Here is a 22,604-nt window from a genome sequence, read left to right as displayed (position 1 = left end):
GGGAAACACCTCATGGGGATGTGAGCAAAGGTGGGCGGTGCAGCAAGCCGTGCACCGGACCGAACACCACGGACAGCAGGTACAGGCCGCCGGCCACCAGCACGATGGCCGGGCCGCTGGGCAGCGAGTAGTGGAACGACAGCAGCAGGCCGAGCCACACCGAAAGGCAGCCAAACAGCGCGGCGATGCCGATCAGGGCGGGCAGGCGTCGGCTCCAGAAACGCGAGGCGGCGGCCGGCAGCATCATCAGGCCCACCACCATCAGCGCGCCGATGGCCTGGAAACCTATCACCAGGTTGAGCACCACCAGGGTCAGGAACAGGCCGTGGGCCAGGGGGCCGAGGCGGCTGACGCTGTGCAGGAACAGCGGGTCGAGGGTGTCCAGCAGCAGGGCTTTGTAGATCAGCGCCATGGCCAGCAGGCTGAAGAGCGAGACCAGCAGCATGCCGTTCAGGGTCGGGCCATCCACCGCCAGGGCCGAGCCGAACAGCAGGTGCAAGAGGTCCAGGCGCTTGCCCGCCAGCCCGAGGATCAGCACGCCGCTGGCCAGGGAAATGGGGTAGATGGCGGCGATGCTGGCGTCTTCCCGCAGGCCGGTGCGCCGGGTGATCCAGGCGGCCAGCCCGGCCATGCCCAACCCGGCACCGAGGCCGCCCAGGGTCAGCGCCGGCAGGCTGAGCCCGGCGAACCAGAAGCCCAGGGCGGCGCCCGGGAGAATGCCGTGGGCCACGGCGTCACCGATCAGGCTCATGCGCCGCAAGATCAGGAACACCCCCAGGGGCGCGGTGCTGCAGGCCAGCAGCAGGCCGCCGAGCAGGGCCCGGCGCATGAACAGGAATTCGCTGAACGGCTGCCAGAAATGTGCGGCGAAGTGCATCAAGCCACCTGCGCGCAGGATTGTGGGGCGATCAGCTCCAGGCTGGGGCCGAATACGCAGCCACTGCTTTTTACCAGCAGGGTCTGGGGGATGTGCTGGCGCACGGCGGCCAGGTCATGGCAGACCACCACCAGGGTCCGGCCCTGAGCGTGCCAGTTGTACAAGTGACGCCAGAGCAAGGCCTGGCCGGTTTCGTCGAGGGCGGCGTGGGGCTCGTCCAACAGCAGCAAGGGGGCTTCGGTCAGGCTCAATCGGGCGAGCAGGGCGCGTTGCAATTCACCACCGGAAAGGGCCATCAACGGGCGCTTTTCCAGGCCGCTCAGGCACCAGTCTTCGAGGACCGTGCGCAGCTTTTCTGCCCTGACCCTGGCCGCTTCACGCTTGCCCCAGAAGCCGCCGGCCACCAGTTCTTCCAGGCTGATGGGGAACTGTCGATCCAGGTGTTGCTGCTGCGGTAAGAAGGACAAGCCGCCTCGGGCAGTGCCGAGGTGGATCTTGCCCGCGAGTGGTTTCTGCAGCCCGGCGATGACTTTCAACAAGCTGCTCTTGCCCGACCCGTTGGCGCCAATGATCGCGCTCAGGCTGGCCCTGGGCAGGTGCAGATCCAGGGCTGGAGTCAGGGGTTGCCCCGGAGCGCCCCAACGCAGGTGTTCGCAGCGGATCATCAGGCCTCCCAGTTCCAGCGGCTTTCGGCCACGGCGTCATGGGCATGCAGGCTTTCGGCGTGCACGACCCGCAATTGAAAGGCGTTGATTCCGGGGGAACGGCGCAGGGCTAGGTTCAAGCGGCGGGCGGCGTCTTCGCAAAACATCAGGTTCTGCCCGTTGGCCAGGGCGAAGGCCTGCTCGTCGGCACGCTTGACCGCGGTTTGCACGGCGGTGCCCAGGGCGTTTTCCGCATCGTTGATCAGGGCAATCAACGGCAGTTCGTCGATGAAATCATCCAGGCGCAGATGCAATGCCGCGTTGCTGCGCTGGCTATGGGGCGTCGCGACGATGCCTTGGGGCGAGCCCAGCCAGGCCAGGACGTCGGCGTGTTGCAACGGCCGGTTGGCAAAATCTTCGATGAACTGCTGCTGGATCAACTGCCGCGCCAGCGCCGCCGAACAGGGGCAAGTGGAGGAATAAGGCACGTCGATTTTTAGTTCCACGTGGAACATCGCGTTTTTCAGCCGCGCTTCGATACTCAGCGGGTAGCTTTTCCAGCCGGCCAACGGGCTGACCAAGGCCGGGCGTTTCAACAGCAGATCCAACTGAATGCGCAGGTAGGCGCTGTGGGCCAGGCCTTCATGGCTATCGAGAAAACGCTGCAAGATCCGCCGGAGCAGAGCGGGGGTGAGGTTCTCCTGTTCCAGCATTTCCAGGGCCAGATACAGGCGTGACATGTGAATGCCCCGGGCCTCGCCATCGTCGAGGCTGACACCGGCATCGGCCTTGGCTGCGCTTGGCTGGTTGTTGATCACTACAGGTAAGGCAATGCCGCACATGCCCACCCATTCCAGGGGCAAGGCTTGGCGTGAGGCCTGCGCGGCGATATCCGGCAGAGTCAGCGCGTTCATGAACAGGTCCGTCGTGGGAAGTGATTTCACATGTTATATTATAACAATACGTTCGATGGGAAATTTTTCCTCGACGGTTGTTCATCTTGTCTTGTGAGTAGGGACGCTCCTTTTTTCGCGGTATTTGCCATGCACAGACGTCAATTGCTCAACCTGCTGTTGGCCGGTACGGCCCTGATGTTTCCCTGGAGTGTCTGCGCCGCGCAGATCCGCAACGCACGATTGTGGAAGGACGCAGAAAAGTTGCGGCTGGTGCTCGATCTGAGCGACCCGGTGCAATACAAGACCTTCAGCTTGAGTGCCCCGGAGCGCTTGATCATCGACTTGAACGGCGCGCGCCTGAGCGGTGATTTCAGCCAGCTGGCCCTGGCCAACACGGTGATCCGCGCCATTCGCTCCGGGCACTTCGGCCAGGGCGATACGCGGATCGTCCTCGACCTGCGCGAGCCGGTGCAGCTCCACAGTTTTCTCCTGCCGCCCCAGGATGGCCAGGGCCATCGGCTGGTGCTGGATCTGTCCAAGGCCACCAGGCCGCCCCTGCCGATCGCTGCGGCCGCCGCGCCGCTGGCCAAGCCCGAGGCCACGACAGGCAAGCCCCATCCCAAGCGCGACATCATCGTGGTAGTAGACCCCGGCCATGGCGGCAAGGACCCGGGCGCCGTGGGGGCCAGGGGCGAACGGGAGAAGGATGTGGTGCTGGCCATCGCCCGCCTGCTGGCCAAGCGGCTCAAGCGCGAGAAGGGTTTCGACGTGAAGCTGGTGCGCAACGATGATTTTTTCGTGCCGCTGCGCAAACGCGTGGAGATTGCCCGCAAGCACCAGGCCGACATGTTCATCTCGGTGCATGCCGATGCCGCGCCGCGGCTTACCGCATCCGGCGCATCGGTGTACGCCCTGTCCGAAGGTGGCGCCACCTCGGCCACCGCGCGCTTGATGGCCCAGCGGGAAAACGGCGCCGACCTGCTGGGGGCGACGACGCTGCTCAACCTCAAGGACAAGGATCCGATGCTGGCGGGGGTGATTGTCGACATGTCGATGAACGCCACCATCGCCGCCAGCCTGCAATTGGGCGGGACTGTGCTGCAGAGCCTGTCGGGCATTACCACCCTGCATCAGAAGCGTGTGGAACAGGCCGGTTTTGCGGTGCTCAAGTCACCGGACGTGCCGTCGATCCTGGTGGAAACCGGCTTCATCTCCAACAGCCGCGACAGCCAGCGCCTGGTCACCGCGCGCCACCAGCAGGCGATTGCCGATGGCCTGTTCAACGGCCTGCAGCGCTACTTCGAGAAAAACCCACCGGTTAACAGCTACATGGCCTGGCTCCAGGAAACCAAGAACAACCGCCCCGCCTGAACGCCGACCTGCAGGAGCCGGCTTGCCGGCGAAGAGGCCGGTGAATGGGGTGGCTGAGGATGTCTTCGCTGGCAAGCCAGCTCCTACGCAGGCGGTACGGGAAAGGGCGCTAGCAGCCGCTGATGCGGCTGCAGGTGAACTGCCCGCGGCTGCCGCCGGAGCTGGAAAAGCGGTTGCGTGTGGTCCAGCCCACGCGCTGGCTGTAGCCCACCCAGGCCTCGCCGTCGGAGGCCAGGCCGGTGAAGAACGTCAGCTGCCCGTAGCGGCTGTTGGTCTGCGCCCAATAGCGCTTGCCGATCACCTCGAAGCCGCGCAGGTAGGTGGTGCTGCCGGCCGTGGCGACGCTGTAGGCGTTGCCCAGCGGGTCGACGCAGGCCAGCAGGGTGGCGCTGCGGGTGCAGGTGGCCAGGGTACTGGGCACCGCCGCGCTGGCGTGACCAGCCAGCAGCAACAGGCCTGAAAGCAGGGTGGGCAGGACAGGGCGCATGGCGATTCTCATGACGACAGGGGCGCAGCATCGCGCCCTTCGTCGTGGGCGGCAAGGGAAGGTTGGCTAATTTGTGTTGTTATAATATAACATAAAAACACAGCCTGACCCGTGACTCGCCATGACCGAACAAGACCTTCTCGCCCAACCCGAGACGCACTACATGAACGAAGCCCAGCAGGGCTTCTTTCGCCAGCTGCTGCTGGCCCAGCGCAGTGATCTGCAGGAGCGCATTGCCGGCGAGTTCGACCAGCTGCGCGAGCAGGAACCCCACAGCGACCCCGCCGACATCGGCAGTGCCGAAGAGCAGCGCCAGTGGCAACTGCGCCTGCTGGAGCGGGAAAAGAAGCTCCTGGACAAGATCGACGAAGCCCTGGAGCGCCTGGCCCGTGGCGAATACGGCTGGTGCCGCGACACCGGCGAGCCCATCGGCCTCAAGCGCCTGCTGCTGCGGCCCACCGCCACCCTGTGTATCGAAGCCAAAGAACGCCAAGAGCTGCGCGAACGCCATCAACGGGCGCTTTGACCCAGCCGCGATCCTGATGAGGAACAACCCATGACCGACCGTCTCCCCGTTACCGTGCTGTCCGGCTTTCTCGGCGCCGGCAAAAGCACCTTGCTCAATCACATCCTGCGCAACCGCGACCACCTGCGGGTGGCGGTGATCGTCAACGACATGAGCGAAATCAACATCGATGGCAGCGAAGTGCAGCGCGATGTCAGCCTCAATCGCGCCGAAGAAAAACTGGTGGAAATGAGCAACGGCTGCATCTGCTGCACCCTGCGCGAAGACCTGCTGGAGGAAGTGGGCAAGCTGGCCCGCGACGGGCGCTTCGACTACCTGCTGATCGAATCCACCGGGATTTCCGAGCCGCTGCCGGTGGCGGAAACCTTCACCTTTCGCGATGAATCCGGCCAGAGCCTGGCGGATATCGCCCGGCTCGACACCATGGTCACGGTGGTCGACGGCATGAATTTCCTGCTGGACTACCAGGCCGCGCACAGCCTGGCTTCCCGGGGCGAAACCCTGGGCGAAGACGATGAACGTTCCATCAGCGACCTGCTGATCGAACAGGTGGAGTTCGCCGACGTGATCCTGGTCAGCAAGATCGACCTGATCAGCAGCGACCAGCGCCAGGAACTGCTGGCCATCCTCAAGAGCCTCAATGCCCAGGCCGAGATCGTGCCCATGGTCATGGGCCAGGTGCCGCTGGCGAAGATCCTTAACACCGGGCGCTTCGATTTCGAGCGCGCGGCCCAGGCTCCGGGCTGGCTGCGGGAGTTGCGCGGCGAGCATGTGCCGGAAACCGAGGAGTACGGCATCGCTTCCACCGCCTACCGGGCGCGGCGGCCGTTCCATCCCCAGCGCTTCTTCGACTTCATCAACCGGCCCTGGGTCAACGGCAAGCTGCTGCGCTCCAAGGGCTTCTTCTGGCTGGCCAGCAAGTACCAGGAAGCCGGCAGCTGGTCCCAGGCCGGTGGCCTGATGCGCCATGGCTTTGCCGGGCGCTGGTGGCGCTTCGTGCCCAAGCAGCACTGGCCCCAGGACGAAGAAGGCACCGCGGCGATCATGCACAACTGGACCGCGGCCACCGGCGATTGCCGCCAGGAACTGGTGTTCATCGGCCAGAACATCGACTTCACCCGGCTTTGCGCGGAGCTCGACCTGTGCCTGCTGGATGACGATGAAATGGCCCTCGGCGTCGAGGGCTGGAGCCTGCTGAACGATCCCTTTGGCCCCTGGCATGACGAGGAAGCGGCCTGATGCTGACCCTGAACTTGCCGGTGACTCCACTGGCCAATCCGCCCAGATGGCTGCTGCTGCCGAGCGTGACCGCGCCGGTCTCTCGCCGCCAGGCCATCGGCAGCACCCCGGCGGTGCTCGCCCAGGTGCTGGAGGATGAGGTCAATCTCGGCCTCTGGCAGCGCCAGTTGCCGGCCCACATCGCCGACTTCGCCGAGTTGCTGCTGTCCCTGGACCAGCCGCTGGCCGAATCCCTGTCCCTGGAGCTGCCCGACGAAGACGCGCAACCCCATCTGCGCGGCCTGGCTTCGGGGTTCAGTGATCTGCAGGGTTATGAAGGCTTTATCGCCGATGTTGCCTGGCTGGTCAGCGCTTTTGCCTGCCTGCTCGGGGCCAGGCGCGTCGGGCTGCGCCTGCGGGTCCTGGACAAGGCCATGTGCCCGCGGTTTCACGTGGACCATGTACCGGTGCGGCTGATTACCACCTACGCCGGAGCCGGCAGCCAATGGCTGCGCGAAGGCGCCATGGACCGCAGGAAACTGGGGCAGGCCGAGGGCGAACCACGGGACCCGGCACAGATCCAGCAAATCGCCAGCGGCGACGTGGCGCTGTTCAAGGGCGAGAAATGGCACGGCAACGAAGGCTTTGGCCTGATCCACCGCTCGCCGCAGCCAGCGCCAGGGGAGCGCCGGCTGATCCTCACCCTCGATTGGCTGGGTTGACCTAGGCCCGTGTAGCCGCTTGCCGAGCCTGGGCAGAGGTCCGCAGGACCTTCAGCGCTCCCAAGAGCGGCGTCGAATCGAGCGGATTTTCGCCCAGGGCGGGAAGGGCGTAGCATCACCTCACAGGTTTTCCGGACCCCTTCCCATGCTGCAGAACATCCCCACCCACGTGATCGCCGGCCCCCTGGGCGCCGGCAAGACCAGCCTGATTCGCCATCTGCTGAGCCAGCGCCCGGCCGCTGAGCGCTGGGCAGTGCTGATCAACGAGTTTGGCCAGATCGGCCTGGACGCGGCCTTGCTGACCCGCGACGATGATGGCATCGCCCTGGGCGAAGTGGCCGGCGGCTGCCTGTGCTGCGTCAACGGTGCACCGTTCCAGGTGGGCCTGGGCCGCCTGTTGCGCAAGGCCCGGCCGGACCGGCTGTTTATCGAGCCCTCGGGCCTCGGCCACCCGGCGCAATTGCTCAAGCAGTTGAATGAAGCGCCCTGGAAGGGCGTGCTGGCGGTACAACCCTGCGTGCTGGTCCTGGATGCCCAGGCGCTGGCCGCTGGCAAGTCGTTGCCTCGGGCACAGCAGGATGCGCTGTCCAGCGCCGGCCTGCTGGTACTGAACAAGGACGAACTGCTCAGCGACAGCGACAGGTTGCGGGTGCTGGAGCAATTGCCGGACCTTCCCTTGTTCTGGACCCGCCATGCCGCCTTGCCCCTGGCCGAGCTGCCGGGCCTGGGAGCCAGCGCCGAAGCGGCCCTGGAGCAGTCGGACATTCCCCTGGGCCTGGCCCAGTTGCCGGCCGTGTGGAGTGATCCGGCGCTGCCGATCTGCCTCAGCCAGTCCCAGGAGGACGGCTGGAGCATCGGCTGGCGCTGGCACCCCAGCCAGCAGTTCGATCTGGTCCGGGTCGAGCACTGGCTGCAGAACCTCGACTGGCGCCGGGCCAAGCTGGTGCTCCACAGTGATCAAGGCTGGCGGTCGGGCAACGGGCTGGATAATTCACCGCTGAACTGGCTGCCCAGCGAATGGCGCCGGGATTCGCGCCTGGAACTGATCTTCAGTAGCCCTCAGGACATTGCCGTTCTGCAGGCCAGTCTCGATGCCTGTCGCCTGTAGGAAACGGCGTGCACGCCACTCTTACGGCTTGAACTTGCGATGTTCCTCGCGCCACTGGCTCAGCTCGATCACCTCGGCACTGGGCAGGGGCTCCTTGGCTTCGAACGGGTAGGGCGCCAGCTCGATATGGGCGCTGTGGGCGCCGAACTGGGTGATGGTCCCGGCATGACGGGTTTCCCCGGTCACGGTGAACTCGAAGTTGTAGACCCGCGCCAGGCGCCGCCGGCCATTGCCATCCTTGACGAAACCGATGCGCTTGAGCGCCACGTTACCGTCCAGCAACTCGATGTCGAGCCGCGCGCAGTGCTGCTTGACCCGCTCCAGGGCCCGTTCGCGCAGGCCGTGGTTGTGCCACAGCCAGGCAGCAGCGGTTGCCAGCAGCATCAGCACAAAGATGTTTCCAAGGGTCAGCATGAAGGTTTGCTCCAACGAAGTGGCGTCAGCTTAACTGCGACTCCGGTCTGTCGTACAGGCTGCGTTTAGTCGCATACTGCGCGGCTTGAATTCCACCGGTTTTATGGAAAATCCTGCATGAAACGTACGCCCCACCTGCTTGCGATCCAGTCCCATGTGGTTTTCGGCCACGCCGGCAACAGTGCCGCGGTATTCCCCATGCAGCGGGTCGGGGTGAATGTCTGGCCGCTGAATACGGTGCAGTTCTCCAACCACACTCAGTATGGTCAGTGGGCCGGGGAAGTGCTGGCGCCACAGCAGATTCCCGAGCTGGTGGAAGGCATTGCCGCCATCGGCGAGCTGGGCAACTGCGACGCGGTGCTGTCCGGCTACCTGGGCAGCGCGGCCCAGGGCCGGGCGATCCTCAGCGGTGTGGTGCGGATCAAGGCAGTCAATCCCAAGGCCCTGTACTTGTGTGACCCGGTGATGGGCCACCCGGAGAAGGGCTGCAGCGTGCCGGCTGAAGTCAGCGACTTCCTGCTGGACGAGGCCGTGGCCATGGCGGATTTTCTCTGCCCCAACCAGCTGGAGCTGGACAGCTTTTGCGGGCGCAAGCCGCAATCGCTGTTCGACTGCCTGGGCATGGCCCGGTCGCTGCTGGACAAGGGCCCCCGGGCGGTGCTGGTCAAGCACCTGGACTACCCGGGCAAGCTGGTGGACGGTTTCGAGATGCTGCTGGTGACCGCTGACGGCAGCTGGCACCTGCGCCGTCCATTACTGGCGTTCCCGCGCCAGCCGGTGGGGGTGGGCGACCTGACCTCAGGCTTGTTCCTGGCCCGGGTATTGTTGGGGGACAGCCTGGTGGCGGCCTTCGAATTCACCGCCGCGGCGGTGCATGAAGTACTGCTGGAAACCCAGGCCTGCGCCAGTTACGAGCTGGAGCTGGTGCGCGCCCAGGACCGCATCGCCCACCCACGGGTGCGCTTCGAGGCCACGCCGATCGGCTTCTGAGGCGGGCTCAGGCCTGCTCGGAAAACTGCACGGTCGGCGCGGGCTGGCGAAAGCCCCGGGTGTGTATGCCCAGGTACAGCAGGCCCAGGGCGAACCAGGCCAGGCCGATGCCCAGGGTCAGGGCCGAAAGGCTGGTCCACAGCCAGGCGATCAGGGCAAAGCCGATCAACGGCAGCAGGCCGTACTGCAACAGCCGTGCGGTGCTGCGCGGCTGGCCCTGGCCCAGGTGACTCTTGATCACCGCCAGGTTGACCACCGAGAACGCCACCAGTGCACCGAAGCTGATCATCGACGCCAGGGTGGTGAGGTCGATGACCACCGCCAGCAATGACACCAGCGACACCAGGACAATGGCCACCACCGGGGTCTTGTAGCGCTCGGACAGGGTACCGAACACCCGACGTGGCAGGATGCCGTCACGGCCCATGCTGAACAGAATGCGCGATACCGAGGCCTGGGATGCCAGGGCCGAACCGGCGGCGCCGGCGACATAGGTGGCGGTGAAGAACATCTCCAGGAAGCGTCCGCCGGCGTGCAGCATGACCTCGCTGGCCGCCGAGTCGGCGTCCTTGAAACTGCTGCCGGGGAACGCCAGCTGGCTGGTCATGGCCAGCAGGATGAACAGCAGGCCGGCGCCCAGGGTGGTGATGACGATTGCCCGGGGGATGTCCCGGCGCGGGTCGCGGGTTTCCTCGGCCAGGGTCGACACCGCGTCAAAGCCCAGGAACGACAGGCACAGCACCGCGGCCCCGGCCATCAGCGGCAACAGCCCGTCCTGGCTGCCATCGCCGACCCAGGGTGCGCTCAGGTCCAGGCTCTCGGCCCCTGCCAACTGGCGGACCACCAGGGCCACGAACACCACCACGAAGACCATCTGCGCGCAGACGATCAGGTTGCTCATGCTCGATACCGAGCCGATGCCGCGGATGTTCAGCAGCGTCACCAGGCTGATGGTCGCCACCACGAAGACCCAGGCGGGCACGGCGGGGAAGGCCAGGTTGAGGAACAGGCCGATCACCAGGTAATTGATCATCGGCAGGAACAGGTAATCCAGCAGCAGCGACCAGCCGGCAAGAAAGCCGATGCCCGGGCCGAAACTGAGGCTGGCGTAGGAATAGGCTGAGCCGGCAATGGGGTATTTCTTGACCATTACGCTGTAGGAGAGGGCGGTGAAGATCATCGCCAGCAGGGTGATCACATAGGCTGCGGCGGTGCGCCCGCCGGTGAGTTGGGTGACCACGCCGTAGGTGGTGAAGACGGTCAGCGGGACCATGTACACCAGGCCGAAGAACACCAGGGCCGGCAGGCCGAGGATGCGCCGCAGCGAGGTGCCCTGGGCACTGTGGGTGAAGCCGCCATCGAGGCTGGCGTTATGGGCGGACGCAGGGGGGCTGCTGGAGAGAGCATTGGCGCTGGGCATTTTTATTGTTCTCACGCGTTCGTTGGCTCGAAGGCTCCCCGGGCGGGGAGTGCGTTTGTGCCTTGCCCTTCGATTCTGGCAGCGGTGCCCTGGGGGCATAACTCTCGATGTGGTCAAAAAGGGATGGATCTGGCCATTCGGGATGACCGCAGAAGCCTGCTGGCGGGTGTTGGAGTGTGGCGGCGGAGCGCTGGAAGCTCTGGAGGGGGGAGGACCGTCCGTGGCCCTGCTGAATCAGCGGTGCAGCTTGAGCATCAAGGGCCGTCGGCCTTGATTTCCCGGTAGCGCTGCTCCAGTTCCTGGCGGATCTGCCGGCGCTGCCGGGCCTGGATAAAGCGTCGCTTGCCGTCGGCGGTTTCCGGCTGCAGCGGCGGCACCTGGGCCGGCTTGCGCTGGTCGTCCACCGCCACCATGGTGAAGAAGCAGCTGTTGGTGTGGCGCACCGAACGCTCGCGGATATTCTCGGTGACCACCTTGATGCCCACCTCCATGGAGGTGTTGCCGGTGTAGTTGACCGAGGCCAGGAAGGTCACCAGCTCGCCGACATGGATCGGCTCGCGGAAGATCACCTGGTCCACCGACAGGGTCACCACGTAGCGGCCGGCGTAACGGCTGGCGCAGGCATAGGCGACTTCATCGAGGTACTTGAGCAAGGTGCCGCCGTGGACATTGCCAGAGAAATTGGCCATGTCAGGGGTCATCAATACCGTCATCGACAGTTGGGCGTTTCCGGGTTCCATAGCACGCTCACGGTTCTGGGCAGGGGTTGCTGGAGCACCTCTGCGGGTGCTGGCTCCAAAGGGTTTTCAAACCATCGATAACGGGACGCCGGGCCGGGCCACGTCGTCACGCCCTGGTGGATCTGTTTCCTAATATTGCACCGCCTTCCTGCCGGAAGTCGCGGTGTTAACCTGCAAAACACCCGTTCCAGGGCATTTTCCGCTTCTATTTTGGATATTTCCTTCTACTGATCAGAACATTCTTTTTAGGCGATCACCCCCGCCCAGCATTCCAAGGAGAGCCCCGGCCATGCATGCCATCAGCTTCATTCAGGACCTGGCCGTGATCATGCTGGTCGCAGGCGTGGTGACCATCCTCTTCCATCGCCTCAAGCAGCCTGTCGTGCTGGGCTACATAGTCGCCGGCTTCATCATCGGCCCTCACACTCCGCCTTTCGGGCTGATCCACGACGAACAGACCATCAAGACCCTGGCCGAGCTGGGGGTGATTTTCCTGATGTTCTGCCTGGGGCTGGAATTCAGCCTGCGCAAGCTGTTCAAGGTCGGGGCCACGGCCTTTATCGCGGCGTTCCTGGAAATCGTCCTGATGATCTGGATCGGCTACGAGATCGGCCGCTGGTTCGGCTGGAGCACCATGGATTCGCTGTTCCTCGGGGCGATCCTGGCCATTTCCTCCACCACCATCATCGTCAAGGCGCTCAATGACCTGAAGATGAAGAACGAGCGCTTCGCCCAGCTGATCTTCGGCGTACTGATCGTCGAGGACATCCTCGGCATCGGCATCATCGCCTTGCTGTCGAGCATCGCGGTCAGCGGTACGGTGAGTTCCGGCGAGGTGTTCTCCACCGTCGGCAAGCTTTCGCTGTTCATGATCGTGGCGCTGGTGATCGGCATCCTGCTGGTGCCGCGCCTGCTGGCCTACGTGGCCAGGTTCGACAGCAACGAGATGCTGCTGATCACCGTGCTGGGGCTGTGTTTCGGCTTCTGCCTGCTGGTGGTCAAACTGGAGTACAGCATGGTCCTGGGGGCCTTCCTGATCGGTGCGATCATGGCCGAGTCCCGCCAGTTGCTGAAGATCGAGCGGTTGATCGAACCGGTTCGCGACCTGTTCAGCGCAATCTTCTTCGTCGCCATCGGCCTGATGATCGACCCGCAGATCCTCCTGCAATACGCCTGGCCGATTGCCGTGATCACGGTGGCGGTGGTGCTGGGCAAGATGCTGTCCTGCGGCATGGGGGCCTTTATCGCCGGCAATGATGGACGCACCTCACTGCGGGTAGGCATGGGCCTGTCACAGATTGGCGAATTTTCCTTCATCATCGCCGCACTGGGCATGACCCTGCAGGTCACCAGCGACTTCCTCTACCCGGTAGCGGTGGCGGTGTCCGCCATCACCACCTTGCTCACGCCCTACCTGATCCGTGCCGCGGACCCGCTATCGCTGAAGCTGGCAGGGGTCCTGCCCAAGCGCCTGAGCCGGGTACTGGGCATGTATGGCGAGTGGTTGCGCAGCATCCAGCCCCAGGGCGAGGGTGCGCTGCTGGCGACGATGATCCGCAAGATCCTGCTGCAAGTGGGGGTGAACCTGGCGCTGGTGGTGGCGATCTTCTTTTCCGGTGGCTATTTCGCCAAGCGCATTGGCACCTACCTGGAAGATTGGGTCAGTGAGCCGAGCTGGCAGAAAGCCTTGATCTGGGGCGGGGCGCTGCTGCTTTCGCTGCCGTTCCTGATTGCTGCCTATCGCAAGCTCAAGGCACTGTCGATGTTGCTGGCGGAGATGGGGGTCAAGCCGGAAATGGCCGGGCGCCATACCCAGCGAGTGCGTCGGGTGATCGCCGAGGTGATCCCGATCCTGTCGCTGCTGGTGATTTTCCTGCTGCTGGCGGCGCTCTCGTCGAGCATCCTGCCGACCCTGGAACTGCTGGTGTTGATCGCCGTAGTGGCGGCGGCGGTGGCCGCGGTCCTGTGGCGCTGGTTCATCCGTGTGCATACGCGGATGCAGGTGGCGCTGATCGAAACCTTCGACCACAGCAAGGACAACAGTGGGCATTGACCTTGCCGCTCGCCGGCAGGGCGCCGGCGAGCTGTTTCAGTCGCCGCGATGCACGCAGCCGCGGCGGCGTCTCAGCTTTCCAGCCAGACGTCCCGCGCCCAGTGCCACACCGATTCCCAGGATTCTTCGGTGATCAGCTCTTCCTCGCCGGACCACAGCACCACGGTGCCGTCTTCCTCGACGCAGTAGTAATCGTCGCCGTCCTGGCAGATCGGGATCAGCTCGCGCGGCACGCCCATGTCCCAGGCGGTCGCGGCCACTTCCGGCAGGTAGGTGTGGGATTGCGGATCGGTGACGGTCACAGGTTCCAGGCTGCCGTAAACCACGTCGCTGACCGTCAACAGGAACTCCTTGAAGACGAACGGGATATTGATGAACAGCTGTTCTTCAATTTCCACCAGTTGGTCTTCGTCCGGCAGTTCCAGGGGGACGGGTACCGGTTCGTTGGCTTCCCGGAGTTGTTCGATGACTTCTTCCACGGCCTGGGTCCTCTTAGCTCTATGGCGCGGTTGTTTGACGGCGGTTTATACAGTAGCTCGCTATAAGTGCAATCGTGAAATGCAAAACCCCGACCTGAGTCGGGGTTTTGCCTTACAGCTGTGACAGCAGAATGAATCAGCCGTTCTGGCGGATACCTGCTACCAGCCATGGCTGGTTGTCGCCCTGGGCGCGTTCCATGTTCCAGCTTTCGCTGAACACTTCGCCCTGGTCGAAGCGCGAGGTCTTCGACACACCGCTGAAGGTCAGGGTGGCGATGGTCTTGTCGGCACGGTCATCCACACCTTCGAGCTGCACTTGCAGGTTGTCGATGTAGGTCGACTGGAAGCCGTCGCCCAGATCGGCACGTTCCTGTTTCAGGAACTGCAGCATCTGTGGGGTCACGAACTCGGCGATCTTGTCCATTTCGTTGGCGTCCCAGTGTTGCTGCAGGGACTGGAAGTGGCTGCGCGCCGCTTCAATGAAGCGCTCTTCATTGAACCAGGCCGGTGCGTTGATTACCGGACGCGCGGCAGGCGCTGGCGAACCACCGAAGATCGAACCGCCGGCAGGCTGCTGGGGCTCGAAGGCTTCGCGCTGCATCGGCGCGTGGCCGGCTGGAGCGTATTGCTCCTGCTGCTTGCGGCGACGAGCGGCGATGAAGCGGAAGATCACGAAGGCGATGACCGCCATGATCAGGATGTCGAAGATCTGCATGCCCTGGAAGCCGCCGCCCATGAACATGGAGGCCAGCAGGCCACCGGCAGCGATGCCGGCCAGAGGGCCGAGCCAGCGCGAAGCACCGCCGGCCTTGGCAGCAGCGCCCGCGGCACCGGCTGCGCCCGCAGTGGCTGCAGCGGCGGGAGCGCCCGGAGCGGTTGGCGCCGCCTGGCGGGTTTGGTGGGTCGGGGCAGCGCCGACGCTTTTGCCGCCACCAAAGCGCTTGGCGTTGGCGTCGAGGCTCATCGTCAGGCCGATGCACAGCGCCATGGCGATGCTAAGAAAACGTTTCATAAAGGGGGTTCCCATTTGTGGATGGCACGCGCGCCATATTGCACAGGTGAAGTGTCAGTGGCGAGCGGCATAATGTTTCGGGCTTTTGCCTGACAGCCTCGGTTCAGCTTCGCCAGGCGTCATGCTCGCCGATAGGTTTTTGGTCCCCGCAGACCTGGCTCTGGTTCAACCCGAAAGCCGTTAGCGGCGCAGTGCCAGTAGCACCACACCTGCGGTGATCAAGCCGATTCCGCTCCACTGCCGCAGGTCGAGCTTCTCTCCCAGCAGGCACACGCCGATGATCGCGACGAACACCACGCTGAGCTTGTCCACCGGTGCCACCAATGAAGCGGGGCCGAGTTTCAAGGCGCGGAAATAGCACAGCCAGGATGCGCCCGTGGCCAGCCCGGACAGCAGCAGGAACAGGTAGCTTTTGGGAGAAATCGATCCCAGGGACTGATATTGGCCCGTTGCATACAAAATCAAGGCCAGGCTGACCAGTACCACCACGGTGCGCAGCAGGGTGGCGAAGTCTGAATTGACGTTTTCTATCCCCACTTTGGCGAAGATCGCCGTCAAGGCAGCGAAAATTGCCGACAACAGGGCCCAGAATGTCCACGAGGAAAAAAAGCCTGTGCCCATGTTCGCGCTGCCTTTTCTGCACCGACCTGTAGGAGCCGGCTTGCCGGCGAAGCGGTGCTTCGCCAGTGAGATTCGCCGGCAAGCCGGCTCCTACGGTCGGGTGAGGTTAGATGGCTTCCAGCTTGGCATAGCCGAGCATCAGCCACTTGCTGCCTTCGCTGAAGTTGACCTGGACCCGGGCCTGGGCGCCGGCGCCCTCGAAATTGAGGATCACCCCGTCGCCGAACACCGAGTGCCGTACCGCCTGGCCGAGGCTCAGGCCGGTGTCCGGGATTTCGCTGCCGCCGAACAGGCTGCTGGTACTTTGTGACTGGCCGCCGCCGAAAGGCCGGCTGACGCTGTTGGACAGCCGCACTTCCTGAATCAGCCCCTTGGGCACCTCGCGCACGAAACGCGACACCTTGTTGTAGGTTTCGCTGCCGTACAGGCGTCGGGTTTCCGCGTAGGTCATCACCAGGTTTTGCATGGCCCGGGTAATGCCCACATACGCCAGCCGGCGTTCTTCCTCAAGGCGGCCGGGTTCTTCCAGGCTCATCTTGTGGGGGAACAGGCCTTCTTCCATGCCCACCAGGAACACGTAGGGGAACTCCAGACCCTTGGCGCTGTGCAGGGTCATCAGTTGCACGCTGTCTTCATGCTCGTCGGCCTGGGTATCGCCGGCTTCCAGGGAAGCGTGGCCGAGGAATGCCGCCAGGGGCGTCAGGTCTTCATCCTCTTCGGTGTTCTCGAAGTTGCGCGCGGCGCTCACCAGTTCCTCGAGGTTTTCCACCCGGGCCTGGCCTTTTTCGCCTTTTTCCGCTTCGTGGTAGGCAATCAGCCCCGACTGCTCGATGACGGTCTGGGTCATCAGGTGCAGGGGCATTTCCAGGGTCTTGGCGGCGAGGTTTTCGATCAGTTCGATAAAGGCCCCCAGCGCACCTGCAGCGCGCCCGGTCAGGCCTTTATTGGCCACCAGCTGGCGCATGGCTTCCCACATCGATACATCGCTGTGGCGCGCATGCTCGCGGATGGCTTCGACGGTCTTCTCGCCGATGCCCCGGGCTGGCACGTTGATCACCCGCTCCAGGGCTGCGTCGTTGCCACGGCCTTCCAGGAGGCGCAGGTAAGCCATGGCGTTCTTGATTTCCGCCCGCTCGAAGAAGCGCTGGCCGCCATAGATGCGGTACGGAATGCGTTCGCGCAGCAAGGCTTCTTCCAGCACCCGGGACTGGGCGTTGGAGCGGTAGAGAATGGCGATGTCGCTGCGGGCCAGGCCGGTCTTCAGCGCGCTCTCGATGGTTTCCACTACATAGCGGGCTTCATCGTGCTCGTTGAAGGCGGCATACAGGTTGATGGCTTCACCGTCGCCGCCGTCGGTCCACAGCTCCTTGCCCAGGCGCCCGGTGTTATTGGCGATCAGGGCGTTGGCAGCCTTGAGGATGCCGGCAGTAGAGCGGTAGTTCTGCTCCAGGCGGATCACTTCGGTGTCCGGGAAGTCGGCGGAGTACTGGTGGATGTTCTCGATTTTCGCCCCGCGCCAGCCATAGATCGACTGGTCGTCGTCGCCCACCACCATCAGGCTGTCGCCACCCTGGGCCAGCAACCGCAGCCAGGCGTATTGCACGGCGTTGGTGTCCTGGAATTCGTCCACCAGCACGTGGCGGAAACGCTTCTGGTAGTGCGCCAGCAAACCCGGGTGGTCGCGCCACAGGTCCAGGGCGCGCAGCAGCAGTTCGGAGAAGTCGATGACCCCGGCACGCTGGCAGGCGGCCTCGTAGGCCTCATAGATGCCGCGCATGGTGGCCAGGAACAGGTCGCCGCTGGCCTGGATATGTTGCGGGCGCAGGCCTTCGTCCTTCTGCCCGTTGATGAACCACTGGGCCTGGCGGGCCGGCCAGCGCTGTTCGTCCAGTCCCAGCTCGCGGATCACCCGCTTGACCAGGCGTTGCTGGTCGTCGCTGTCGAGGATCTGGAAGGTCTGGCTCAGCCCCGCTTCCTGCCAGTGGGCCCGCAGCAGGCGGTGGGCCAGGCCGTGGAAGGTGCCGACCCACATGCCTGCCGGGTTGATGCCCAGCAGTTGTTCGATGCGGTGGCGCATCTCGGCTGCGGCCTTGTTGGTGAAGGTCACCGACAGGATCGAGTGGGGTGAGGCGTTCTCGACCTGGATCAACCAGGCGATACGGTGCACCAGCACACGGGTTTTGCCGGAGCCAGCACCGGCCAGGACCAACTGACGACCCACGGAGGCGGCTACGGCCTGGCGTTGGGCGTCGTTGAGGGAGTTCAACAGGAGGGAGAGATCATCGCGCATCGGGGCATTCTAGGGGGCGGCGCCACCCCGGGCAAACCCGGCTTTGCATTAGCCGATAAAACAGCCGCCGATGACGACCGGTTGGTCACAGGCCCCAGCCATTGGCGCTTCTCGCCCGGACGCTTTCAGGGTGCAAGCCGGGCCATCCGGTTTTATCGATTTTATGACCTGGAGCAGTTTGGCTCGGGGCTTTGCTTGTGTATGCTCCGGCGACGTTTCGGGCTCAACCATTATAAGAACACTGCCTATGACACTTAACCCCGACCTGTCCGGGCCCTTTGTGGAGCCCCGGGTCATCCGCCAGCACTACGCCGTGGAGATGGCAGTGGAGCGTACGCGCCTGCTGTACCAGGGCTCGTTGCTGCCTACCTTGTTCATGTTGCTCAACGGCCTGGTGTGCACCTGGCTGCTATGGAGCCCGGCGCGCTATCTGTTGCTCAGTGTGTGGATGGTCTGGCTGCTGGCCCTGGTGGCTTTGCGGGTGATCCAGGTGGCGGCCTTCGATTCGGCGATTCCCAGCCGCCAGGCACAGCCGGTGTGGCAACGCATGTTTCTCCTGGGCTCGGCGGTCAGTGGCCTGACCCTGGCCTGCGCCGGCATCGCCCTGGTGCCCACCGACAATTTCCTGCAGCAGGCCTGGGTCTTCGGCCTCATCGGTGCGGCCATCCTGTCGGCCAGCGTAGCCTACGCGGTGAGCCTGCAGGCCTTCCTTTCATTCACCTTGCCGTGTCTGTTGCCGGCCACCGCCTACCTGTTCTGGGGCGGCGACGACCAGCAGCGTGGCTGGGGCTGGCTCGGGCTGATCCTGCTGGTGTCCCTGAGTGTGGTGGCCTGGCAGGTCAACCGCCTGATGCAGCGCGGCCTGCTGCGGCGCTTTCAGAACCAGGCCCTGATCGAGCACCTGCAGAATGCCCAGGGCCGCAGCGATCAGCTCAACCGCGAGCTGGCCCGGGAAGTGGAGCAGCGCCGCCGTGCCGAGGAGCAACTGCGCGAAGCCCAGACCGGGCTGGAACAGCGAGTGGCCCAGCGCAGCCTGGAGCTGGACGCCGCCAACCAGGCCCTGAGCAAGAGCGAGGCGCGCCTGGCCCTGGCCCTGAACGCCAGCGAGCTGGGGCTGTGGGACTGGAACCTGCAGACCGACGAGGTCCATCACACCCAGATCAAGGAGCTGTTCGGCCTGGAGCCGGAAGATGTCACGGCCATGCTCAGCCATCTCAAGCCACGCCTGCATCCGGAAGACCTGCCCCTGCTCAAGCGCGCCCTGGTGGAGCACCTCAAGGGCCGCAGCGACGATTACCAGGTGGAGTACCGGGTACGCCACGGCGCCGGCCACTGGGTGTGGATCGAGGACCGTGGCCGGGCCGTGGAGCGCAGCCCCAGTGGCCGGGTGCTGCGCATGGCCGGCACCCGTCGCGACATCAGTGCCGACAAGGAGCTGGAGGTCCAGCGCAACCTGGCGGCCACGGTGTTCGAGGCGGCCAGCGAAGGCATCGTCATCCTCGACCCCGATTACGCCTTGATCGCCGCCAATCAGGCCTTCAGCCAGGTCACCGGCTACCAGATCGAAGACATGCTCGGGCGCAATGTAGTGGAGCTGTCGTGCAGCCGCGATGCGCGCCGGCACTACCCGTTGATCCACCAGGCCCTGGAACAGTACGGCAGCTGGCAGGGCGAGTTGGTGGAGACACGCAAGAACGGCGAGCTCTACCCACAATGGCTGCAATTGAATGTAGTGCGTGATAAACGAGGAAAAGTCCGGCATATCGTGGGCTTCTTCGCCGATCTTTCGGCACGGCGCGAATCCGAGGAGCGCATGCGCTACCTCACCCATTACGACGAACTCACGGGGCTGGCCAACCGTTCGCTGTTCCGCGAGCGCCTGCGCGAGGCCCATCAGCGGGTGCGCCAGGGCGGCCGCAGCCTGGCCTTGCTGCACATCAACCTGGACCGTTTCAAGCTACTCAACGACAGCCTTGGCCATGAAGTGGCCGACCAGCTGCTGCAAAAGATGGCCCGGCGGCTGGTCAATGCCTTGCCGGAAGCCGACACCATCGCCCGGCTTTCCGGGGACGAATTCGCCGTGCTGTTCGACGCTTACGGCAGCCTGTCGAGCCTGACCCGGGTCGCTACCCGGCTGCTGAGCAAGCTGCGCCTGCCGATCACCGTCGAGGGCCATGAACTGGTAGTCAGCGCTTCCATGGGCATCAGTATGCTGCCCGACAGCGCCCGGGAGATCGCAGCCCTGATCAGCCAAGCGAACATGGCCATGGCTCATGCCAAGCACCTGGGCGGCAACAATTTCCAGTTCTATACCGAGAGCCTGCAAGCCAGCACCCTGGAGCGCCTGCAGCTGGAAAACCAGCTGCGCAAGGCCATTGAGGAGGGCCAGTTAACGGTCTTCTACCAACCCAAGCTGTGCCTGGCCAGCGGCCGTCTGAATGCCGCCGAGGCCCTGGTGCGCTGGGATCACCCCGTCATGGGCCGGGTGCCCCCGGGAGATTTCATCGGCCTGGCGGAAGAGACCGGATTGATCGGCCCCATTGGCGAGTTCGTGTTGCGCCAGGCGTGCCGCCAAGCCTGCGAATGGCAACGCCAGGGCCTGGAGCCGATTCGCGTGTCGGTCAACCTGTCGGTGTATCAGTTGCGCCAGGGCAAGCTGGTGAGCCTGGTGCGCCAGGTGCTGGAAGAAACCGGCCTGGAGCCGCATTTTCTCGAACTGGAACTGACCGAAAGCCAACTGCTGGACAGCGTCGAGCACATCATCGCGACCTTCCAGCAACTGCGGGGCCTGGGGGTCAAGCTGGCCATCGACGACTTCGGCACTGGCTATTCGTCCCTGAGTTACCTGAAACGGATCCCGGTGGATTACGTGAAGATCGACCAGGCCTTCATTCGCGGCCTGGCCGAGGGCGGTGAGGACGCGGCGATCACCCGGGCGATCATCGCCATGGCTCATGGGCTGTCGTTGAAAGTGGTGGCCGAAGGGGTGGAAGACCCGGCGCAACTGGCCTTCCTCAAGGCGGAACACTGCGACGAGGTGCAGGGCTACCTGATCAGCCGCCCGGTGGCCGCCGAAGGCCTCGCGCTGCTGTTGCAGGCCCAGAGCCGGTAGCCGCCAGGGCTGCCTGCCACAACGGCTACATAAGTCGTACCCGGCTGAAAATGGGGGGCAGGCAGGCAACTTCGTGATGCATTGGGCGGGCAAAAAGCCGATTCCTGTAGTATAACTACAAGCTTGCTACATCCCCGGCGTCAGCCAATAACAATGAGTCCAGCCCTTTGAACCTGTTGCAGCACATCGCCCAGTCACGTCATTTGTTACGCAAATCGGAACTCAAGGTCGCCGATCACGTGCTCCTTGATCCTGCGGCCGTGATGCACAGTTCCATGGCGGACCTGGCCCACAGCGTGGGCATCAGTGAACCGACCATCGTGCGCTTCTGCCGGGCCATCGGCTGCTCCGGCTTCCAGGACCTCAAGCTCAAGCTGGCGCAGAGCCTTGCCGCCGGGGCCAGCTTCGGCCAGTTCGCGATCCATGAAGACGATTCAGTCGCCGACTACAGCCTGAAGATCTTCGACACCACCCTGCATACCCTGATGGAGGTCCGCGAGAAGCTCGACCCGGTGGCCCTGCAGCAGGCGGTGACCGCCATGTCCCAGGCCCAGCGCGTGGAGTTCTACGGCTTTGGTGCCTCGGGTGCGGTAGCGGCGGATGCCCAGCACAAGTTCTTCCGCTTGCTGCTGACCGCGGCGGCCTATTCCGACCCGCACATGCAGGCGATGTCGGCGGTGACCTTGAAGCCTACCGATGTCGCCATCTGCATTTCCCAGTCCGGTCGTTCAAAGGACCTGCTGATCACCGCCAACCTGGTACGTGAAAGCGGCGCCTCGCTGATCACCCTGTGCCCGAGCCAGACGCCGTTGGCCGAGCTGTCCACGGTCAACCTGGCGATCGACGTGCACGAAGACACCGAGATCTACACCCCGCTGACCTCGCGTATCGCCCACCTGGTGGTGATCGACGTGCTGGCGATGGGCGTGGCCATGGCTCGCGGGCCGAGCCTGGTGAACCACCTCAAGAGCGTCAAGCGCAGCCTTCGCAGCCTGCGCCTGTCGCCCAAGTCGGTGAAAGCCCTGGACGACTGAGTCGGCAGCTTCCCGATTAGAACAACGAGGTCTCGTCCTGGTCATCGAGATCGTTAGGCTTCACTTCCGCCAGAGTGCCTGCCGCGTCTTCGCTGAGGCTACGCGCCTGGCGCACTGCCGCAGTGTCCGGCTTGAAATCCAGCAACCTTTCGGCGGCCAACAATTGTTCGTTGGCCTCCTCAAGCCGTACCAGCTCCTCGCCATAGCCTTCGTAGCAAGTGTCGTCATCCGACAGGTCGTCGATGCGCCGCTGTTTGGCGCTCAGGTTGGCATGGATTCTTTCTAGCAGATCCTGGTGCCCGGCAATCTCATCGATGATTTCATCGACTTCATCGACTTCATCGGGGGCAGCCGCAGCGTCAGGGGCCGGCTCCTGGTTCCGACTGGCGGCGAGCGCGGCCAGGGCGTCGTCTTTGCCTTGGTCGAAGATCGTGGGTTGCTCAGCAGGTGCTTCGCCGGGGGCTTTTTCGTGTGCGGGTGTGATCATGGTGACGGTCTCTAAAAAAGGTACAGGGATGGGTTTGTCCTGCAGGGTGTTGCGAGGGCGATAATAGAGAGCGGGCATTTTCCGGTTGACCGGAAATCCGTGG

General features: G+C 64.1%; 21 protein-coding genes. 9 read left to right on the top strand and 12 right to left on the bottom strand.

Going from position 1 to position 22,604, the window contains the following annotated elements; all coding sequences use genetic code 11:
- Nucleotides 1–10 precede the first annotated feature (10 nt).
- Genes AC1RCO_RS15885 through folE2 form a run of 3 tightly spaced genes read right to left on the bottom strand, consistent with a single transcriptional unit; the run spans nt 11 to nt 2,435 of the window.
- Complete coding sequence (locus AC1RCO_RS15885) at nt 11–877, bottom strand: metal ABC transporter permease (RefSeq protein ID WP_011064344.1); 867 nt, start codon at nt 875–877, stop codon at nt 11–13.
- The gene (locus AC1RCO_RS15880) at nt 877–1,542 is read right to left on the bottom strand and encodes a metal ABC transporter ATP-binding protein (RefSeq protein WP_011064343.1); all 666 of its coding nucleotides are present in this window, start codon (nt 1,540–1,542) and stop codon (nt 877–879) included. The genes AC1RCO_RS15885 and AC1RCO_RS15880 overlap by 1 nt, the downstream gene beginning before the upstream one ends.
- Entirely contained in the window at nt 1,542–2,435 is an 894-nt protein-coding gene (gene folE2, locus AC1RCO_RS15875; protein WP_015637546.1) for a GTP cyclohydrolase FolE2, read from the bottom strand. Before folE2 ends, AC1RCO_RS15880 begins: the two co-directional genes overlap by 1 nt.
- A 129-nt stretch (nt 2,436–2,564) precedes the next feature.
- Between folE2 and AC1RCO_RS15870 the strand changes: the two genes are divergently transcribed.
- Complete coding sequence (locus AC1RCO_RS15870; RefSeq protein ID WP_210482954.1) at nt 2,565–3,788, top strand: N-acetylmuramoyl-L-alanine amidase; 1,224 nt, start codon at nt 2,565–2,567, stop codon at nt 3,786–3,788.
- 109 nt (nt 3,789–3,897) lie between these two features.
- Here the strand turns inward: AC1RCO_RS15870 and AC1RCO_RS15865 are convergent, their stop codons facing one another.
- Nucleotides 3,898–4,275 carry a hypothetical protein gene (locus tag AC1RCO_RS15865; RefSeq protein WP_015637544.1) on the bottom strand — a complete coding sequence of 126 codons (378 nt, stop codon included), beginning with the start codon at nt 4,273–4,275 and terminating at the stop codon, nt 3,898–3,900.
- A 121-nt stretch (nt 4,276–4,396) separates the two neighbouring features.
- Here AC1RCO_RS15865 and dksA point away from each other — a divergent pair, with 121 nt between their 5' ends.
- The 4 genes from dksA (at nt 4,397) to AC1RCO_RS15845 (ending at nt 7,849) form a co-directional block, all read left to right on the top strand.
- Nucleotides 4,397–4,801 carry an RNA polymerase-binding protein DksA gene (dksA, locus tag AC1RCO_RS15860; RefSeq protein WP_011064339.1) on the top strand — a complete coding sequence of 135 codons (405 nt, stop codon included), beginning with the start codon at nt 4,397–4,399 and terminating at the stop codon, nt 4,799–4,801.
- 30 nt (nt 4,802–4,831) lie between these two features.
- A complete protein-coding gene (zigA, locus tag AC1RCO_RS15855) occupies nt 4,832–6,040 on the top strand; it encodes a zinc metallochaperone GTPase ZigA (protein ID WP_041120476.1) in 1,209 nt (402 codons plus the stop codon).
- Nucleotides 6,040–6,741, top strand: coding sequence for a DUF1826 domain-containing protein (locus AC1RCO_RS15850; protein WP_041120475.1), 702 nt, complete (start codon nt 6,040–6,042; stop codon nt 6,739–6,741). The genes zigA and AC1RCO_RS15850 overlap by 1 nt, the downstream gene beginning before the upstream one ends.
- Before the next feature lie 145 nt (nt 6,742–6,886).
- Entirely contained in the window at nt 6,887–7,849 is a 963-nt protein-coding gene (locus AC1RCO_RS15845; protein ID WP_492617856.1) for a CobW family GTP-binding protein, read from the top strand.
- A gap of 21 nt (nt 7,850–7,870) precedes the next feature.
- Here the strand turns inward: AC1RCO_RS15845 and AC1RCO_RS15840 are convergent, their stop codons facing one another.
- Nucleotides 7,871–8,263, bottom strand: coding sequence for a DUF3301 domain-containing protein (locus tag AC1RCO_RS15840; RefSeq protein WP_015637540.1), 393 nt, complete (start codon nt 8,261–8,263; stop codon nt 7,871–7,873).
- Between the two features lie 117 nt (nt 8,264–8,380).
- Between AC1RCO_RS15840 and pdxY the strand changes: the two genes are divergently transcribed.
- On the top strand, nt 8,381–9,253 hold the full coding sequence (pdxY, locus tag AC1RCO_RS15835; RefSeq protein ID WP_492617855.1) for a pyridoxal kinase PdxY: 873 nt from the start codon (nt 8,381–8,383) through the stop codon (nt 9,251–9,253).
- 7 nt (nt 9,254–9,260) lie between these two features.
- Here the strand turns inward: pdxY and AC1RCO_RS15830 are convergent, their stop codons facing one another.
- Both AC1RCO_RS15830 and AC1RCO_RS15825 read right to left on the bottom strand, forming a co-directional pair.
- Nucleotides 9,261–10,673 carry an APC family permease gene (locus tag AC1RCO_RS15830; RefSeq protein WP_015637538.1) on the bottom strand — a complete coding sequence of 471 codons (1,413 nt, stop codon included), beginning with the start codon at nt 10,671–10,673 and terminating at the stop codon, nt 9,261–9,263.
- 254 nt (nt 10,674–10,927) lie between these two features.
- Nucleotides 10,928–11,413, bottom strand: coding sequence for an acyl-CoA thioesterase (locus AC1RCO_RS15825; protein WP_011064332.1), 486 nt, complete (start codon nt 11,411–11,413; stop codon nt 10,928–10,930).
- 289 nt (nt 11,414–11,702) lie between these two features.
- Here AC1RCO_RS15825 and AC1RCO_RS15820 point away from each other — a divergent pair, with 289 nt between their 5' ends.
- Nucleotides 11,703–13,466 carry a cation:proton antiporter gene (locus AC1RCO_RS15820; protein WP_011064331.1) on the top strand — a complete coding sequence of 588 codons (1,764 nt, stop codon included), beginning with the start codon at nt 11,703–11,705 and terminating at the stop codon, nt 13,464–13,466.
- Nucleotides 13,467–13,537: 71 nt separating this feature from the next.
- Here AC1RCO_RS15820 and AC1RCO_RS15815 read toward each other — a convergent pair whose 3' ends face one another.
- From AC1RCO_RS15815 to uvrD, 4 genes are all read right to left on the bottom strand, one after another.
- Nucleotides 13,538–13,945, bottom strand: coding sequence for an SMI1/KNR4 family protein (locus AC1RCO_RS15815; protein ID WP_011064330.1), 408 nt, complete (start codon nt 13,943–13,945; stop codon nt 13,538–13,540).
- A gap of 136 nt (nt 13,946–14,081) precedes the next feature.
- Nucleotides 14,082–14,957: a Tim44 domain-containing protein gene (locus AC1RCO_RS15810; protein ID WP_011064329.1), complete on the bottom strand. Its 876-nt coding sequence runs from the start codon at nt 14,955–14,957 to the stop codon at nt 14,082–14,084.
- Nucleotides 14,958–15,137: 180 nt separating this feature from the next.
- Nucleotides 15,138–15,578: an EamA family transporter gene (locus AC1RCO_RS15805; protein ID WP_011064328.1), complete on the bottom strand. Its 441-nt coding sequence runs from the start codon at nt 15,576–15,578 to the stop codon at nt 15,138–15,140.
- Nucleotides 15,579–15,684: 106 nt separating this feature from the next.
- Nucleotides 15,685–17,868: a DNA helicase II gene (gene uvrD / locus AC1RCO_RS15800; RefSeq protein WP_011064327.1), complete on the bottom strand. Its 2,184-nt coding sequence runs from the start codon at nt 17,866–17,868 to the stop codon at nt 15,685–15,687.
- 247 nt (nt 17,869–18,115) lie between these two features.
- Between uvrD and AC1RCO_RS15795 the strand changes: the two genes are divergently transcribed.
- Complete coding sequence (locus tag AC1RCO_RS15795; RefSeq protein ID WP_220223464.1) at nt 18,116–20,980, top strand: putative bifunctional diguanylate cyclase/phosphodiesterase; 2,865 nt, start codon at nt 18,116–18,118, stop codon at nt 20,978–20,980.
- A 167-nt stretch (nt 20,981–21,147) separates the two neighbouring features.
- A complete protein-coding gene (gene hexR, locus AC1RCO_RS15790; RefSeq protein WP_011064325.1) occupies nt 21,148–22,014 on the top strand; it encodes a transcriptional regulator HexR in 867 nt (288 codons plus the stop codon).
- A gap of 16 nt (nt 22,015–22,030) precedes the next feature.
- Here the strand turns inward: hexR and AC1RCO_RS15785 are convergent, their stop codons facing one another.
- Entirely contained in the window at nt 22,031–22,579 is a 549-nt protein-coding gene (locus AC1RCO_RS15785) for a hypothetical protein (protein WP_492617854.1), read from the bottom strand.
- Nucleotides 22,580–22,604: the final 25 nt, after the last annotated feature.

The sequence above is a fragment of the Pseudomonas sp. GW823-FHT03E05 genome (assembly GCF_058796855.1).
The sequence above is the reverse complement of the archived record's forward strand: the minus strand, read 5'-3'. Positions and strand labels throughout refer to the sequence as shown.